Source organism: Mycobacterium liflandii, from assembly GCF_022354805.1.
GTDB classification, from domain to species: domain Bacteria; phylum Actinomycetota; class Actinomycetes; order Mycobacteriales; family Mycobacteriaceae; genus Mycobacterium; species Mycobacterium marinum.
In genome coordinates this window covers 5,890,071-5,907,335 of sequence record NZ_CP023138.1, presented here as the reverse complement: position 1 = coordinate 5,907,335, position 17,265 = coordinate 5,890,071, and the positions used below count along the sequence as shown (strand labels likewise).

Annotated in this window: 13 protein-coding genes and 2 pseudogenes; 11 read left to right on the top strand and 4 right to left on the bottom strand. The window is 66.4% G+C overall.

The features are described 5' to 3' along the window. Positions 1-11 precede the first annotated feature (11 nt). Positions 12-866: a proline iminopeptidase-family hydrolase gene (locus tag CKW46_RS26295; RefSeq protein WP_015357212.1), complete on the bottom strand. Its 855-nt coding sequence runs from the start codon at positions 864-866 to the stop codon at positions 12-14. Positions 867-992: 126 nt separating this feature from the next. Here CKW46_RS26295 and CKW46_RS26290 point away from each other — a divergent pair, with 126 nt between their 5' ends. The 6 genes and pseudogenes from CKW46_RS26290 to CKW46_RS26265 all read left to right on the top strand — a co-directional run bounded on the left by CKW46_RS26290 (position 993) and on the right by CKW46_RS26265 (position 7,763). Next, a complete protein-coding gene (locus CKW46_RS26290; protein WP_117435904.1) occupies positions 993-2,144 on the top strand; it encodes a thiolase family protein in 1,152 nt (383 codons plus the stop codon). Positions 2,145-2,161: 17 nt separating this feature from the next. Further along, positions 2,162-3,040: an ArgK/MeaB family GTPase gene (locus tag CKW46_RS26285; RefSeq protein ID WP_482052578.1), complete on the top strand. Its 879-nt coding sequence runs from the start codon at positions 2,162-2,164 to the stop codon at positions 3,038-3,040. Positions 3,041-3,128: 88 nt separating this feature from the next. Then, entirely contained in the window at positions 3,129-3,428 is a 300-nt protein-coding gene (locus CKW46_RS26280) for a PE family protein (protein WP_015357210.1), read from the top strand. Between the two features lie 112 nt (positions 3,429-3,540). Then, a pseudogene (locus CKW46_RS26275) lies at positions 3,541-5,092 on the top strand (MFS transporter). A gap of 231 nt (positions 5,093-5,323) precedes the next feature. Beyond that, complete coding sequence (locus CKW46_RS26270; RefSeq protein ID WP_482052577.1) at positions 5,324-6,238, top strand: thiamine pyrophosphate-dependent enzyme; 915 nt, start codon at positions 5,324-5,326, stop codon at positions 6,236-6,238. Positions 6,239-6,452: 214 nt separating this feature from the next. Then, positions 6,453-7,763 carry a sensor histidine kinase gene (locus CKW46_RS26265; protein WP_482053482.1) on the top strand — a complete coding sequence of 437 codons (1,311 nt, stop codon included), beginning with the start codon at positions 6,453-6,455 and terminating at the stop codon, positions 7,761-7,763. On the opposite strand, the gene CKW46_RS26260 is transcribed toward CKW46_RS26265, so the two are convergent. Then, positions 7,708-8,358: a response regulator gene (locus CKW46_RS26260; RefSeq protein WP_117435909.1), complete on the bottom strand. Its 651-nt coding sequence runs from the start codon at positions 8,356-8,358 to the stop codon at positions 7,708-7,710. The two genes, CKW46_RS26265 and CKW46_RS26260, sit on opposite strands and share 56 nt — an antisense overlap. Positions 8,359-8,579: 221 nt before the next feature. Here CKW46_RS26260 and CKW46_RS26255 point away from each other — a divergent pair, with 221 nt between their 5' ends. Continuing rightward, positions 8,580-9,800, top strand: a complete 1,221-nt coding sequence (locus CKW46_RS26255; protein WP_036426254.1) for a sensor histidine kinase — start codon at positions 8,580-8,582, stop codon at positions 9,798-9,800. A 6-nt stretch (positions 9,801-9,806) separates the two neighbouring features. Here the strand turns inward: CKW46_RS26255 and CKW46_RS26250 are convergent, their stop codons facing one another. Together CKW46_RS26250 and CKW46_RS26245 are read right to left on the bottom strand one after the other, a co-directional pair. Beyond that, on the bottom strand, positions 9,807-11,420 hold the full coding sequence (locus CKW46_RS26250) for an FAD-dependent oxidoreductase (RefSeq protein WP_482052576.1): 1,614 nt from the start codon (positions 11,418-11,420) through the stop codon (positions 9,807-9,809). Between the two features lie 14 nt (positions 11,421-11,434). Beyond that, a complete protein-coding gene (locus tag CKW46_RS26245; protein ID WP_015357205.1) occupies positions 11,435-12,112 on the bottom strand; it encodes an IclR family transcriptional regulator in 678 nt (225 codons plus the stop codon). Between the two features lie 11 nt (positions 12,113-12,123). On the opposite strand from CKW46_RS26245, the gene CKW46_RS26240 reads away from it, so the two are divergent. The 4 genes and pseudogenes from CKW46_RS26240 (at position 12,124) to CKW46_RS26225 (ending at position 17,263) form a co-directional block, all read left to right on the top strand. After that, positions 12,124-12,930: an alpha/beta fold hydrolase gene (locus CKW46_RS26240; RefSeq protein WP_117435912.1), complete on the top strand. Its 807-nt coding sequence runs from the start codon at positions 12,124-12,126 to the stop codon at positions 12,928-12,930. Beyond that, a complete protein-coding gene (locus CKW46_RS26235) occupies positions 12,930-14,645 on the top strand; it encodes a bifunctional 3-(3-hydroxy-phenyl)propionate/3-hydroxycinnamic acid hydroxylase (protein ID WP_482052575.1) in 1,716 nt (571 codons plus the stop codon). The genes CKW46_RS26240 and CKW46_RS26235 overlap by 1 nt, the downstream gene beginning before the upstream one ends. Then, positions 14,593-15,512 (top strand): annotated as a pseudogene (locus CKW46_RS26230) (3-carboxyethylcatechol 2,3-dioxygenase). Before CKW46_RS26235 ends, CKW46_RS26230 begins: the two are co-directional and overlap by 53 nt. Next, positions 15,509-17,263 carry an FAD-binding protein gene (locus CKW46_RS26225; protein ID WP_117435914.1) on the top strand — a complete coding sequence of 585 codons (1,755 nt, stop codon included), beginning with the start codon at positions 15,509-15,511 and terminating at the stop codon, positions 17,261-17,263. Before CKW46_RS26230 ends, CKW46_RS26225 begins: the two are co-directional and overlap by 4 nt. Positions 17,264-17,265 lie beyond the last annotated feature (2 nt).

Genomic DNA, 17,265 nt, shown 5'->3' with positions numbered 1-17,265 from the left:
GGCCAACCCAATCAGTCGTTGCTGCGCAGGAAGTCGCGCATCACCCGGTCAAACCGGTCTGGTTCTTCGATGAAGGGCATGTGCGCGCTGCACTCGAAGAACTCGAATCGTGAGCCGGCAATCCGTTGATGCATCTCGCGCATGTCTTCCGGCGAGCATTCGTCGTACTTGCCCGCGAGCAGCAGTGTCGGCAGGGCGATTTCGGCCAACCGATCGACCACATCCCAATCGCGAATGGTCCCGACGATCCGAAAGTCGCTGGGCCCGAACATCGTTTCGAAGATCTCGGGACCCAGATTCTGGAATGCTTCAGTGAGGTAGGCAGGCCAGGGGAGAGTGCGGCACAGATACGTTTCGTTCCAGGTCGTGATTGCGGACTGATATTCGGCCGAATGTGTGGTGCCGGCGGCTTCGTGGCGGTCAATGGTGGCTTGGGTGCCAGGATCCAGCTCCGCCTTGAGCCGGATCACGCTGTCGGCGAACCGGGGAATGGACGCGGTGCTGTTGGAGATGGTCAGGCTGACGGCTCCCGATGGCACGTCCAGGACATACTGCTGGGCGAGCATTCCGCCCCAGGAATTGCCGAAGATGTGAAAGGCTTCCAGCCCGAGTGCGCGCACCACGGCGCCCATCTCGGCCACCGAGCGCCCCATTGTCCACAGATCCACGTCGGACGGGCGTTCGGAGTTTCCGCAGCCAAGTTGATCCCAGAAGATGACTTCCCGTTCGCCGGCCAGTCGTTGCAGCGCTGACAGGTAGTAGTGCGGCAGGCCCGGGCCGCCATGCACCACGAGCAGGGGAAGGCCGGAGCCGCCGCCGACGCGCTTGCTCCACACCTTGCCGCCCGGGACCGCGATTGTCGCCACCGGTTGTGTCACACCAGCAGTGTAAGGAGTCCTGGTTGTAACTGGTGCTCTCAAACTGAGATAATCAGATTCTCGTGAATGTGCGGTCGGCTTCTGGCCTCCGCGCCGCCGAAGTGGAGAAAGCCCGTGCCTGAAGCCGTCATCGTCGCTGCCCTGCGCACCCCGATCGGAACCGCCCGCAAGGGAACCTTGCGCGACACCAACGCATTCGACCTGGCCCACCATGTGGTCAGTGAGGCCACGGCGGATCTGGATCCGGGGCAGATCGACGACGTAATCCTGGGCGAAGGTCTCTACGGCGGCGGCGTTATCGCCCGCCACGCGGCCATCACGGCGGGGCTTGGTCATGTGCCCGGTCTTGCCCAGAATCGGCACTGTGCCGCCGGACAGGCGGCGGTGCAGGGCGCGGCCGCAAGCGTACGGGCGGGGATGGACCAGCTCATCATCGCCGGGGGCGTGAACTCGGCCTCCGCCTCGCCGCGGCCCCGGATGCAGATCGATGGCGAGTGGGTCGACTGGTTCCCGCCGACTCACCCGGACCGGCCGGATGCGCCGAACATGGACATGTCGATCACGGTCGGCTGGAATGCGGCGGTGGCCGCCGGAGTGAGTCGCGCCGAGATGGACGCCTGGGCCCTGCGCTCGCATCGCAACGCGATCGCCGCGATCGACGAGGGCCGGTTCAAGGAGGAGATTGTTCCGATCCCGACGCCGCACGGCCTGTTCTGTGTCGACGAACATCCGCGCCGGGACACGACGATGGAGAAACTGGCCGCGCTCAAGCCGTTGCATCCCGAGATCGACGGCTTCTCGATCACCGCCGGCAACGCCTGCGGCGCCAATGACGGCGCCGCGGTGCTGACCATCGCAAGCGACCGGATGGCCCAGAGGTTGGGCATGCCGGCGCTGGCGCGGGTGCTCAGCTGGGCGTCGGTGGGTGTCGATCCGGCCGCCACCGGCCTGGCCCCGGTCGAAGCTATTCCGAAAGCGCTTGCACGGGGCCATCTATCAATCTCCGACGTTGATCTGTTCGAGATCAACGAAGCGTTCGCGTCAATGTGCGTGGCGACCGTCAAACTGCTGGAACTGGACGCCGATCGGGTCAACGTGAGCGGCAGCGGATGCTCGTTGGGGCACCCGGTGGCCGCGACCGGGGCCAGGATGCTGGTGACGCTGGTGCACGAACTGCGCCGACGCGGCGGCGGGATTGGGCTGACGGCGATGTGCGCCGGTGGCGGCATGGGATCGGCGACGGTCATCGAGGTTGCGGCGCTATAGCTGCAAAATAGGACGCAATGAGCATCGATGATCTGATTGCCGCTGCGCGCAACGGATCTCAACGCGCCGCGGGCCGGCTCCTCAGTCTGATCGAGGGGGACCGCCGCGATGAAGTGCTGGCGGGTATCGAGGACTGGTCGCAGCGGCCCGCGCGAGTCATCGGCATCACCGGGCCGCCAGGGGCGGGCAAATCGACGACGATCACCGGGCTGGTCGGCGCCTACCGGGAGCGCGGAACCCGGGTGGCGGTGCTAGCCGTGGACCCGTCGTCCCCGTTCAGTGGTGGTGCGTTGCTCGGCGATCGCATCCGAATGACCGCGCATGTCAACGACTCCGAGGTGCTGATCCGCTCGGTGGCCAGTCGGGGCCATCTTGGCGGTCTGGCCGCCTCGGTGCCCGCCGCCATCCGGCTGCTGGGGGCGCTGCGTTACGACGTCGTTCTGCTGGAAACGGTCGGGGTGGGACAGTCCGAGATCGAGGTGGCGGCGGTGGCAGACCCGACCGTCGTCGTGCTCAATCCGGGAACCGGCGATGCGCTCCAGGCGGCAAAGGCGGGTCTGCTGGAAGTCGCCGACATTGTGGCGGTCAACAAGGCCGACCGCGTCGGTGCCGAACAGACCGTGCGAGACTTGCGGGCCGAAACCAATGCCCCGATCCTCAGCCTGGTCGCGGTCAAGTCGGAGGGCATTGGTGAGCTGTTGGCCCTGATCGACGCGCATCAGCGCGGCGATAGTCGCGATCGCCGGTTGGCCCGCGCCCGGGCACAGATTCTGTCGCTGGCGCAGACTCGGCTGCGCGGCCGTACCGACCTGGACCGGCTCGCCGAAGCGGTGGTCGACGGCCTCGAGGATCCTTATGCTGCGGCGGACCGGCTGTTGGCCCCGCCGCCGCCCTAGGTCCGCCAATTGGGGGACACGCAGTTCCTCTTGACGAATAGCTTTCCGGTCGACAGACAACGGCCTGGCGGAGTGTCAATCTTGTGCCATGGCATTTGTGACCAGTGCACCCGAAGCGTTGACCGCCGCGGCTTTGAACCTACATTCGGTTGGGGCCGGGATGAGCGCGGGCAATGCCGCCGCCATGGCCCCCATCACCGGGGTGGTCCCAGCTGCCGCCGACGAGGTGTCGGCGCTGACCGCGGCCCACTTTGCCGCCCACGGGGCGATGTACCAAACGCTGAGCGCGCAGGCGCAGGCGATTTACGAGATGTTCGTGACCACCTTGCAGGCCAGCGGCGGTTCCTACGCCGAGACCGAAGCGGCCAACGCTGTCGCCGCTCAGTAGCGGCCCACGGGCGGTTATTCGCCCGCTGTAGTCGATCGGCGGTGTCCCCCGATCAGCGGACAAGATTCTTGCCGCGTGGTGAGTTGATCGGAGGAGCCTCCCAGGTGCGATCATGCTTACCTCTGGATCGATGACGACTACCGCGACCATCGCCGCCGGCGAGGCGATGCGTGTCTCTTCTAGTTCTTCCCCGGATCTCCCCGATGCCGGGGACACCACGAAATTCCTGCGGCCCCGCAACGCCGCTTTGCGCTCCAAAGCCCGTGGCAGCAGCCGATCGGCTGCCCGCATGGCCAACACAAAGACCAACACAAAGCCCCGGTCGGCAAGGGCGCTCTGCGCTCGCGCGGTGGCGGCTCCACTTGGCGGTGCCCGCCCGTTGGGCGAACGCGCTGGTGGACGGCACCGGCCGGCCAGGGAGGGCTACCCGGCGGTCATTTGGCTGCTACTGGGCGGAAACCTGGTGGTGCGTGCCGCCGGATTCGCCTATCCGTTCATGGCGTTTCACGTGGCAGGGCGAGGATTTGCCGCTGCCGCGGTGGGCGCGGTGCTGGCCGCGTTCGGCGTGGGCTGGGCCGTGGGGCAGCTGGTCTGCGGATGGCTGGTGGACTCTCTGGGCCCCCGCGCGACGCTGGCTTGGACCATGACCATCGCGGCGGGTGTGCTGGTGGGAATGGCCGAAGCGCGCAGCGTGGCAGCGTTGCTGGTCGGCGCCATGATCACCGGCGTGGTCTACGACGCGCCCCGTCCGGTGATGGGTGCCGCGATCGCCGAGCTGATCCCAGAGCCGAGCCGGCGGGCCAAGCTCGATGCTTGGCGTTTTGGCTGGATCGTCAGCATCGGCCGAGCGATCACCGGCGGTGTGGGCGGACTGCTCGCCGCCTGGTCCGGCGTGCCGGTGCTGTTCTGGATCAATGCCGTGGCGTGCGCGCTGCTTGCGCTGGTGGCGGCCCGCTGCATCCCGGCAACGGCGCATCGGCCGCCGGTGGCACCGGCTGTGCATGTCAGGGCCGCACGCATCAGCTACCGCCGGGCATTTTCGGATGGTCGGCTGGTGCTGTTGTTCGCGTCCAGCCTTGCGACGCTGACCGCAGTGCGGGGGCTATACGCCACCGTGCCCATGCTCATGGCCGACAGCGGTCTGGGCGCGGGTGAATTCGGCTGGACCCAGGTGGCCAATGCCGCCGCCGGAATCGGCCTAACCCCGGTGATAACGCCCTGGCTGGGCCGAAAAGTCGCGGCCCGCATCAACCCGCGATTGGACATCCTGGCGATTGCCGGCGGATGGACGGCGTTGACCATGGCCGGTGCGGCGCTCGCGCACACGACTTTCGGCTTCGCCATCGCCGTGGCCGCGTCCGCTCCCGGGGAAATCGCCTGGTTCGTGATCGCGGCTGGGATAGTTCACCGAATTGCTCCGCCCGCCAGTGGCGGGCGCTACCACGGAATCTGGTCGATGACCCTGGCCATCGCGTCGGTCGTGGCCCCCCATCGTGTCCTCCTGCAGTCTGACGCACGGCGGCCATCGCTTGGTCGCGCTGGTCACCGTGACAGTGGGTTTGGCCGGGGCCGCGCTGTGCCTGCCGCTGGCCCGGGCGCTGAACAGGTCCGGTGACGTCGGGGTCCGGGACTCGCAATACACCGCTGTGGCTGCAGCCGCTTGAGCCGCTACGCGCGAGGCACCGCGTTGCGACTTCCCCCGATCGGGGGAACGGCGTTCGTCAGTTTGTCCGGCCGATCGGCGGTACCACGGCCGGGCCGGCCCGGCTAGCTTCAAACTTGCGCTGAGGTGCCGTCGAACCGCCATCCCCAAGCCCGCGACGTATCCGGGGCTGGCGCCGAAGAGCTCGGCGCTGACCCGCCGACGCCTCCGCTGACGAATGAGGAGCCGACAGATGACTCATGCCAGTGCACGCCCGGCCGCGCTCCTGCCCGACCACTTCGAAATGTATCGGCGGATGTGGGTGCTGCGGCTGCTCGACATGGCGCTGGAGGAAATGCGTGCCGACGGTCTGATGGAGTCACCGGTATCGACCGCGTTGGGTCAGGAGGCCGTGAGTATCGGTGCGACGGCGGCACTGACCGAGGGTGATCTGGTGCTGGCCAGCCGTCGCGCACATGCCCTGCACGTCGGTGTGGATCTTCCGCTGGGGCCGATGATCGCCGAGCTGATTGGCCAAGACAGCACCTGCGACCACGCTGACCAGCTGAACTCGCCGGAGCGATCGGGTGCTGCCGACCAGTGCCCGCTGCTGGCGGTCGGGCACGCATACTCGCAGTGGCTGGACAACAGCGACCGGGTCACGCTCTGCATCACCGGTCCTGACGATGTCAATTCCGGCGCGTTTGTCCAGGCCGCAAACATGGCGGTGCTGTGGCACCTTCCGGTGGTGATCGTGGTTGAAAGCGTTCCCGGTGTCGGTGTTGCCGGCCGTTTGCGCGGCGCCCCCGGCCATGGCGGAGATGCGTGCCAGCGGATTCCCAGCGTCACCGTGGATGGTCACGACGTCCAGGCGGTTCGACGCTGTGTGGCCACAGCGGTGCAGCGGGCGCGTGCTGGCGCCGGCCCCACCGTGGTACGCGCCATCACCTACCGGAGCAGCGATTTTCCCTCATTCGATGGTGATTACGACGCGGCCGCTACCGAACCTTTCCTGGATCCGCTGGTATTCACCGGCGGCCGGCTGAAGGCCGGTGGAGCCGATGCGGCGCAGCTCTGCGATGTGGAGCGCACGGCACGCAAACTGGTCGCCGACGCCGTTGCCTTGGCCAAGTCGGGGACCTGTCCCGGTCATGATGGGCGTAGTTAAGCAGCGCGCAGACCAGCTGGGCAGACCGGACGTCGCCGCTGAAACCTGGCAGCAGTGCCAGTTGGCGCGCCGGCCCCGCCTGTGCTGGTCGCAGCCCGCACGACTCGCATTTTGGTCCGAAGGTGGACCGGTGCGTGCCTGGCTTGGCAGAGCCGGGGTGCGCTGGGCGACTCCGAGTCTGGCAGGTGTCTGCCGCTGTGAGTACGGTGTTCCGGTGGGGATGACCGGCGATTTTGAGCTGGAGCGGGTGCACAAGCTGCATCAACTGCGCTCCTACCGGCTTGTCTCGGTGCTTCGCCTCGGGGTCTTGGTGTTCCTGATCGGCGCAATGCTCATCGGCACTCCCCAGCACGAATGGGCCCAGCAAATCACGTTGGTCGTGGTGTACGTGCTGGCCGCGGCGGGCGCCCTGCTGCTCGCGTTTTCACCGCGGCGAGTGGCGGCCAGCGGAGCGGTCACCATCCGGTCCTGGGAACCGCTGGCCTTCACTGCCGTCGACATAGCGGTGCTGACCGCGTTTCAGCTCTTGTCGGCCGATGGGATCTATCCGCTATTGATGATGACCTTGCTGCCGATTTTGGTGGGCGTCGACGTTTCGTCACGACGGGCGATGGTGGTGCTGGCATTCACCATTGTCGGGTTCACCATCGCCGGGGTTCATGACAATGTGCTGCTCGGCGACGCGGGGTGGCCCGATTCCGTGTTTGTGTTCTTGCTCTACGCGTTTTTGTGCGCCACCGCATTGGTGGTGGTCCGTACCGAGGAGCGCCGTGTTCGCGCGGTCGCGGGTTTGAGCGCGTTGCGAGAGGCATTGCTGGCCCAGACGATGACGGCCTCGGAGGTGTTGCAGCGCCGGATCTCGGAGTCCATTCACGACGGCCCGCTGCAGGACGTGCTGGTCGCGCGCCAGGAACTCGTCGAGTTGCAGAGCGTCTGGCCCGGCGACGATCGGGTGGAGCGCGCACTGGCCGGCCTGCAAAGTGCCTCCGAACGGTTGCGGCAGGCCACCTTTGAGCTGCACCCGGCCGTCCTCGAACAGGTTGGCCTGGGTGCGGCCGTGGAACAGTTGGCGACCTTCACTGCGCGCCGATCGGGCATCGAGGTCAGCACCGACGTCGACTACCCCATCCGCAACGAGATCGACCCGATCATGTTCGGTGTGGCACGCGAGTTGCTGTCCAACGTGGTGCACCATGCACAGGCCAAACATGTGTCGGTCAGCCTTGGGATCACCGACGGAGCTTGCGTTTTGGACGTGGCTGACGACGGGGTGGGCATCGCGGGCGGTACCGCGGCGCGCCGTCTCGGTGAGGGACATATCGGCCTGGCTTCGCATCGGGCGCGGGTCGACGCGGCTGGCGGAACGTTCGTCTTTCTCGATGCCCCGGCGGGCACCCATGTGTGCGTCGAACTGCCCTTGAAGTCGGTGCCTTCGCCGGCGCCGGATCGGCACCCGCCCGCCGGCGCAACTAGTCGAGAAGCCCTTGCCGCATCGCCTCGGCGACGGCGGCCGCTCGGTCACTGACGCCGAGCTTCTCGTATAGCCGTTGCACGTGGGTCTTGACCGTCGACGGCGCGACGTAGAGTTCGCCGGCGATCGCGGGGATGCTCTGGCCCTTGGCGATGCGATGAAGCACCTCGCGCTCCCGGGCGCTGAGCACCGCAGCCATGGGTGCCGCACGCTGGCGGATCTCTCCGGCAAGCCCGCCGACCAGCGACGGCGCCACCACATCGCGGCCCTTCGCGCAGTCGAGTACCGCCTTGACGATCTCGGTACGCGTCGAGTCTTTCAGCAAGAAACCGGCGGCACCCTGCTGCAGCGCCTGGTACACGATCGCCGATTCGTCGTGCGCCGAGATCAGCAACACCCGAGTGGGCAGCTCATTGCTGCGCACCGCCGCAGCGACCTGCGCACCGTCCATCCGCGGCATCAGGTAGTCGAGCAAGGCCACGTCGGGTAAGTGCGTCTTGATCAGTTCCAGCGCCGCCGCGCCATCATCGGCCTCGCCGACAACGTTGACCGAACCGCTCAACGACAGCGCGCGTACCACACCCTCACGAAAGAGCGGGTGGTCGTCACCGACTACCACTCGCACTTTCTCGGTTTTAGTCACATCCATGGCGCGCCGACCATGGCCTGAGTTTAGCGGGTGGTTCAGCAGGATCGATGACGAATTCCAGGCAACGCCAAGCCGACCGCCGACAGTTTGCTCCTAGCTGCCGGCGCCAGGACGAATCTTCTGGTCAGAGCCTCGGGCAGCGGCGCACAGAAAGGTCGCCGAACCCGTCGTGTGCAAATTATGGCCAGCTGGTCGGTTCGTGCCGTCTGTACGGTGTTCCTGTGGTGGTCACCAGCGACGCAGAACTGGCTCGGGTGCGCCGAACACACCAGCTGCGCGCTTACCGCATCGGCTCCGTGCTTCGGATCGGGGTTGTGTTGTTCATGGTTGCCGCCATGTTGGTCGGTACGCCGCGCCGGGAATGGGGCGCGCAGACGGCCTTGATCTGTGTCTACGCGTTTGCCGCACTGTGGGCGCTGGCGTTGGCGTTTCGACGGTCGCGGCCGATGGTCAGCCTGGACCGATTTGCCAACATCGCCAGATACGAACCGCTCGCCTTCACCGCCGTCGATGTGTTGGCGCTGACCGGCTTTCAGTTGCTGTCCACCGACGGCATCTATTCGCTGCTGATCATGACGCTGTTGCCGGTGCTGGTTGCCCTCGACATTTCGTCGCGGCGGGCCGCGGTGGTGCTGGCATTGACGCTGGTTGGATTCGCCCTGGCGTTGGCTCAGGATCCGGTGGTGATTCGGATGAATGGCTGGCCCGAGGCGATCTTTCGGTTCGGGCTCTACGCATTCCTCTGTGCCACCGCATTGATGGTGGTCCGCAGCGAGGAACGGCACGCCCGTTCGGTAGCGACGTTGAGCGTGATACGTGAAGAGTTGCTCGCACAGACCATGACGGCTTCGGAAGTGCTGCAACGCCGGATTTCGGAATCCATTCACGATGGGCCGCTGCAGGACGTGCTGGCCGCGCGCCAGGAACTGATCGAATTGCGGGCCGCCGCCCCCCACGACCAACGAGTGAGCACCGCACTGGCAGGTCTGCAGAGTGCGTCGGATCTGCTGCGGCAGGCAACCTTCGAGCTGCATCCGGCCGTTCTCGAACAGGTCGGCCTGGGTGCGGCGGTCGAACAGTTGGCCTCCTTTCACGCCCAACGTTCGGGCATCAGGATCACCGACGATGTCGACTATCCGATACGTGACGAGATCGATCCCATCGTCTTCGGTGTGGCCCGGGAGTTGCTGTCCAATGTGGTGCAGCATTCGCGGGCGCGTAATGCTTCGGTGGCTCTGGGCATCTCCGACGGCGTGTGCGTGCTGGATGTGGCCGACGACGGCGTCGGCGTCAGCGGAGAAACGATGGCGCGCCGCCTCGGCCAGGGGCATATCGGTCTGGCCTCGCATCGGGCCCGTGTCGATGCCGCCGGTGGATCGCTGGTCTTCCTCAATACACCGACCGGCACCCACGTTTGTGTACGCATTCCGCTGAAGGGCTAAACGGCGCTAGGGCGCATCGGCCGATTCGCCGGTGGCGGCCGTGCGGCCGGCCCGATAGCCGAAAACCATTGCCGGACCAATTGTTCCACCCGCCCCGCCGTATGCCTGCCCGGTCACTCCCGCCATAGCGTTGCCGGCGGCGAACAGTCCCGGTACGGATCCTCCGCTGACGTGCCGGACACGTCCGTCGCGATCGGTGCGCGGTCCGCCCTTGGTGCCCATGGCGCCCACCCGGATCGGCACCGCGTAGAAGGGCGCGCTGTCGATGGGGCCAAGTGTCTTGCCGGCAAGGGTGGTTGCCTGGTCGTCACCCCAATAGCGGTCGTATGCGCTGGCGCCGCGACCGAAGTCGGGATCGGTACCGGAGGCGACGTTATGGTTCCATCGCGCTATCGTGCGCCCCAAGCCGTCGGCGTCGATACCGGTCTTAGTGGCCAGCTCGGTGAGGTCGGTCGACTCACAGAACCAGTCCGGAACCGGTTGGCCGGGTTCGATCCCGAGGAACCCGTAGCGCTGCAGATGGGCCGAGTCGAACACGATCCAGGCGTGATCGTTCACGTAGCCACCCCTGGGATCGAGGTAGTGGAAGGCGCCGGCCATCGAGTTGTAGTCACACGCCTCGTTGACAAAGCGTTGCCCGGCCGGGTTCACGATGATGCTGCGCGGGCGGGTTCGCTCCAGCCGCACGCTGCGGCTGCGCTGCTTGCCATCGATGGTGTCGTTGGGGATCTGCACGATGGGAACCCACCAGGCTTCACCCATGTTGGCCAGCTCGGCGCCGCGTGCCATCGCCATCCGCAGCCCGTCGCCGGTGTTGTTGGGCGGTGAGACCGCACCGTGCATGGGGCCTCGCAGGAAGGCCCGCACCAGGACGGGATCCCATTCGAATCCACCGGTTGCCAGGACAACACCGCGGCGGGCACGGACGCTGATGCTGCGGCCGGACTGGGCAATCCGGACCCCGACGACCGCCCCGTCTTCGACCACCAGTTCCTCGGCCGCGGCGTCGGTGCGCGGTGTCACCCCGACGTCCAGCAATCCCTGTAATAGCCCGGCCACCAGAGCGGTACCGGCCACGCACAGGTCTTCGGATTCCTCGACGCCGGCGTGCAGCCGAGCCCGGGTTTCGGCGTCGAAGCCGACATTGGACCAATCCGGGGGGAAAGAGGTGATTCGGCTGGCCCATTCGCCGAGGCGGCTTGGTTCAAAGGCCGCCGGGCCGAGCGACCGGCCGCCCGCCGGTTGTCCGCCCGGCAACTCGGGCCGGTAGTCGGGGAAGCCGGCGGCGATCTCGAAACGCACGCCGCTGTGCTTTTCGACGAAATCGAGCATTGCCGCCCCGGTTCGGACAAACGTTTCGACCAGGGCGTCGTCCATCGAGTGCAAGGACTGTGCGCGCAGGTAGCGCAACGCATCGTCGACCGCGAGGTCCCGGTCGGGGGATCGCTGATGGGCGGGGATCCAAGCGATCCCGCCCGAGACGGCGGTGGTCCCGCCGACGGTCGGCGCCTTCTCGAACACCGCCACCGTGGCGCCGGCGACTGCCGCGCTCAGGGCTGCCGTGAGTCCGGCGCCGCCGCTGCCGAGCACGACGACATCGAATGTCTGACTCCACAACATGATTGGGTATCCCTTCAGCTCAGCTGCGTGGACAGCTGCCGCGCGGCGTCGATGACGGCGCCCTTCGCGCGCATCACCACGTCTTCTCGATGCGAGATGAGGTTGATGCAGGTTGGTGGGGCTGGTGCCGGCCGCCTGACCGGCACGGCCAGCCCATAGGTATTCGGTTCGATCTCGCCGAAGGTGGTCACCCAGCCACGCCGGCGCGTCGCGGCGACCAGCTCCCGCTCCCCGGGGCGCGCGGCCATGCTGGCTAGCAGCGCGATGCCGGCAGCGCCGCGGTCCAGGGGATATCTGCTGCCCTCGTGGAAGGCGAGTTGATAGGCGACCTGGGTGGGGACGATCACCGCGAGGGCGACCTGTTCGTCGCCCTCGGCAACCAGCAATGAAACGGTGGTGCCCAGATCATCGGCCAGTGCGCGCAGCGTTGGCAGACTGAGCTGGCGCACGTTGTGGTCGAAGGACGCGCCGAGCACCGCGAGGCCGGCTGCCGGCCGGAAGCGCCCATCTTCGCCCTTGGCCACCAGCCGGAACTGGGTCAACGTCAGCAGCAATCGGTAGGCGATGGTCCGGTGCACCCCGACCCGATCGGCAACTTCCTGCATCGACAGGCCCGCCGGAGACGCGGCGACCAACTGCAGCGCGGTGAGCCCCCGCGCCAACGTCTGCGACCCCGCTCCCGAGCCCGTCACAGTCTTGACACATCACCACCGCGCAGGGAGTTCGGACTCGCTACCTGCGTGCCGGCGAACCGGACCGGCCGCTACTGATGCTGTTGCACGGATCTGGTGGTCACGCCGAGGCATACGTCCGAAATCTAGCCGCGCACGCCGAGCACTTCTGGACCTGGGCAATCGACATGCTGGGCCATGGCTACACCGACAAGCCGGGTCACCCACTGGAAATCCGCCACTACGTCGAGCATCTGATGGCGGTGCTGCGTGCCATCGGTGCTCAACGCGCAAGCATCAGCGGTGAGTCGCTGGGCGGCTGGGTAGCGGCCCGCGCGGCCGTCGATCATCCCGAAGCGGTTGAACGCCTCGTACTCAATACCGCTGGTGGTTCTCAGGCGGATCCCGAGGTGATGGCGCGCATCGTTACGTTTTCGATGGCCGCCGCCGAGAATCCGACCTGGGAGACCGTGCAGGCGCGGATCAAGTGGCTGATGGCGGACAAGTCCAAGGACTACGACGATCTGGTGGCCAGCCGCCAACGGATATACCGCCAGCCGGGATTCGTTGCCGCGATGCGCGACATCATGGCCTTGCAGGATCCGCAGATCCGGGCCCGCAACCTGCTGGGACCAGCCGAGTACGGGGCCATCAAAGCGCCGACGCTGGTGCTCTGGACCAGCCATGACCCGACGGCCGACGTGACAGAGGGGCGCCGGATCGCATCGATGATTCCCGGCGCACGCTTTGAGGTGATGTCGGGTTGCGGCCATTGGCCGCAGTACGAAGACGCCAAGTCCTTCAATCACCGCCATCTCGACTTCCTGATGGGGCACTGATGTCTAGGAAGCGACGACAGAACGACTTTGATGTTCTGCTGGTCGGTGCCGGACCGGTTGGCCTTACCCTGGCCAATATCCTTGGCTTGCAGGGTGTCCGGACGCTGGTCATCGAGGAGCGCGCGACGCTGATCGACTATCCGCGCGGCGTCGGGCTCGACGACGAGGCGTTGCGTACCTTCCAGTCGATCGGCCTGGTCGAGGGCATCCTGCCGCACACGGTGCCCAACCAGATTCTGCGGTGCTTCGATGCCAAGCGCCGGATCCTTGCCGAGATGGCCCCGCCGGACGCGCGTTTCGGCTGGCCGAAGCGCAACGGATTCGTGCAGCCGCTGGTCGATGCGGAATTGCTCCGTGGTCTGGACAGGTTCGACCACGTCGAGGTGTGGTGGGGTCGGCCGGTGACCTCATGTGTGCAGACCGAAACCGCGGTAGCGGTCGAGTGCGGTACCGCAGCAGACGACTCTGGCAAATCGCGGCGGGTGCGGGCCGGCTATGTCGTTAGCTGCGACGGCGGCCGCAGCATCACCCGCCGGATGATGGGTGTGTCTTTCGACGGCACGACCTCGCCTACCCGATGGCTGGTGGTTGATATCGCCAACGACCCGCTGGGACATCCGAACAGCGAGGTGGGTGCGGACCCGAGCCGCCCGTATGCCTCGATCTCGATCGCTCACGGGATACGACGGTTCGAGTTCATGATTCACGCCGATGAGTCTGACGAGCAGGCCGACGATCCGGCCTTCCTGACCAGAATGCTGGCCCGGCTGGTACCGCACCCCGAACGGGTCGAGGTGATCCGGCGCCGCGTCTACACCCATCATTCGCGAATCGCCGGTGCCTTCCGCAGTGGGCGTCTGCTGCTGGCCGGCGACGTGGCACATCTGATGCCGGTCTGGCAAGGGCAGGGCTACAACAGCGGCATCCGCGACGCGGCAAATCTGGGGTGGAAACTGGCCGCGGTGGTTCGGGGCCAGGCCGGCGAAGCGCTGCTCGACAGTTACGATTTGGAACGGCGCAAGCACGCGCGGGCGATGATCGACCTGTCCACCATGGTGGGTCGGGTGATTTCGCCGACCGACCGCAGAATCGCGGCCGTGCGCAACGCGGTGGTGCGCTCCGCATCGGTGCTGCCCTCGCTCAAGCGCTACGTACTCGAGATGCGGTTCAAGCCGATGCCGCGATACGAGGTTGGGGCCGTCGTGCATGACCGGCCTCGGCGCCCTCGGTCGCCGGTCGGCACGTTGTTCATCCAGCCTCGAGTCGACACACGCGGCCAGCAGAACATCCTGCTGGACGACGTGCTGGGTGGCTGGTTCGCCGTGCTGTGCTGGAACAACAACCCGCGAAAGATTCTCGGGGATACCGCATTTGCTACGTGGAAAGCGTTGGGCGCCAAATTTGTTGCCGCGCGCCCGGCGGTCCAGCTGCACTGGACCGGCGACGATGACCCAGACGTGGTGATCGTCGGCGACCGTACGGGTGAAATCAAGGCCTGGTTCGACTCGCACGACGAATCGGTGTTGTTCGTGCGTCCCGACCGCTGCATCGCCGGCGCCTGCATTGCCCAGCTGGCCCCAGACCTGAGCCGATCGCTGGTCACAGCCCTCTCGCTTGCTTCGGGAGGGGGTGACGCCGAAAATGGCTCTGGCTCTGTGCTGTATGTCCCACAGCCCGCTGCTGAATCTACCGGGGCCGCGGCTCGACCTACTTGACGAGGTCCATGCCGCCATTGCCGAGGCCGCCGAGTTCGTGCGTGCCTACGACCCGGACCTGGTGGTCATCTTCTCCCCGGATCACTACAACGGCTTCTTCTACCGAGCGATGCCCCCGTTTTGTATTGGTATGTACGCCAGTGCGGTTGGGGACTACGGCACCCACATCGGTGCGCTTGATGTTCCTACCGACCTGGCAGCGGACTGCGCCAAGGCGGTGCTCGGCGCGGATGTCGACGTGGCCGTATGGCCAGCATGGACGTGGACCACGGGACCGTGCAGCCGTTGGAAAAGTTGTTCGGAACCGCGACCGCCCGCCCGGTGATACCGATCTTCATCAACGCGATAGCCGCCCCGCTGGGCCCACTGCGGCGGTGCCGAGCGCTGGGCACCGCGGTAGGAACTTTCTTGTCAACCCTGGACCTGCGGGTGTTGGTGATCGGACCGGGCGGGCTCTCCCATAGTCCGCCGGTGCCGACGTTGCACAGCGCAGATCCGCAGGTCCGGGAGCGCATCGTGCACGGCCAGCCTCTGACTCCCGCACAGCGGCAAGCCCGGCAGACCGTCGTGATGGAAGCGGCCAAGAGCTTCGCGGCGGGAAACAGTGACCTACAGCCGCTCAATCCGGCTTGGGACCAGCGCTTCCTGGAAATCATCGACAACGGACACCTCAGCGACCTCGATCGCTGGTCGAACTCGTTCGTCACCCACGAAGGCGGCAGCTCGGCGCATGAAATACGCACCTGGATCTCGGCGTTCGCCGCCATGGCGGTGGCCGGGCCGTATCAGACGAAAGTCCGCTACTACAAGCAGGCGGCCGACCTGATCGCCGGATTCGCCATCCGGACGGCGGTACCGATCCCATGACTGTCGGACCTTGGGGTGACGTCGACCGCATGGTCGACGTGCTCGTGGTCGGATCCGGTGGTGGGGGCATGACCGCCGCGCTGACCGCGGCGTCGAGCGGACTCGACACCCTGGTCATCGAAAAATCCTCATGCTTTGGCGGTTCCACGGCGCTGTCGGGGGGTGGCATCTGGGTTCCCGGGGCTCCCGCGCAACGCCGGGCGGGCTACTCGCCCAACCCCGATGACGTGGTCGGCTATCTGCGACGGATCACCGATGGCTTGGTGAGCGAGGCGCGCATTCGGCAGTATGTCTACTCGGCCCCACAAATGTTGGAGTTCTTGGAAGGCCTGTCTGCCTGGCTGGAGTTCGTCTGGAAGCCCGGCTACGCCGACTACTATCCGGAACTGCCGGGAGGCTCGGTGCTGGGCAGCACGATCAACGTGCCACCCATCGATCTGCGCAAGCTGGGCGACGACCAACCTCGCCTGCTCACACCGCTGGCGCTGGCCCCCAGGGGAATCTGGCTGGGCCCCAAGGAACTGCGGTCCTTCTATCGCATCCGGCAGTCCTGGGCAGGCAAGGCCGTCCTACTCAAACTGGTGACCCGGATGATCCGGGCCAGAGTCTTCGGTGAGCAGATAGCGGCGATCGGACAGTCGCTGGCGGCACGGCTGCGGCTGGCGATGAAGGAGCTAGGTGTCGCGCTGTGGCTCGATGCGCCGCTGGTGGAGCTGCTCACCGACGCCGGGGGAGCGGTGACCGGTGCGGTGGTGCAAACGGAGGGCGGCCGAGAACGGATCGGAGTGCGCGGCGGTGTGATCCTGGCGTCCGGCGGCTTTGACCACGACCTGGCCTGGCGCAAAGAGCATCAACCCCTGGTGGAGCAGGACTGGAGTTTCGGCAACCCCGCGGCACTCGGAGATGGTATCCGCGCGGGCCAACGGGTGGGTGCGGCCGCCGACCTCCTGGACGAGGCGTGGTGGTTCCCGGCGATCCAATGGCCGGATGGCCGAATGCAATTCATGCTCAACGAACGAATGATGCCGGCTCAGTTCATCGTCAACGGAGCGGGCAAGCGCTTCATCAATGAGGCGGCGCCATACATGGACTTCGGTCACGCCATGATCGCGGGCCAGAAATCCGGTGTCACCCATATACCGTGCTGGCTGGTCACCGATCACCGCTCCTTCAATCGCTACGTCGTGGCCGGTCATCTACCGATACCGAAGATTCCCGGGGCCCCGGTACCCACCGGCCGCAAGATCCCAACCGCCTGGCTGGAGTCGGGTGTGGTCAAAGCCGCAACGAGTTGGGCAGAGTTGGCGACCAAGATCGGTGTTCCGGGCGGGCAGCTGCAGGCGACTGCCGAGCGGTTCAACGAACTCGCCGTCTACGGCCACGATGACGACTTCAACCGCGGCGACAGCGTCTATGACAACTATTACGGCGATCCGACGCTGCCCAACCCCAACCTGTATCCGCTCGGAGATCCGCCCTACTACGCATTTCGCATCGTTCTCGGGGATCTGGGGACCTCGGGCGGTCTGCGCACCGACGAGTATGCCCGAGTGCTGCGGCCCGATGACACCACGGTGGGCGGACTCTATGCGGTGGGTAACACCTCCGCCCCGGTGATGGGCCGCAGCTACGCCGGCGCGGGGGCAACCATCGGGCCGGCAATGACCTTTGGCTTTGTGGCGGCCAAACACCTTGCCGCGCGGCTAGATGCGCGGCGCGCGACACCGACCACCCATTTCCACGGAAGGTAGCA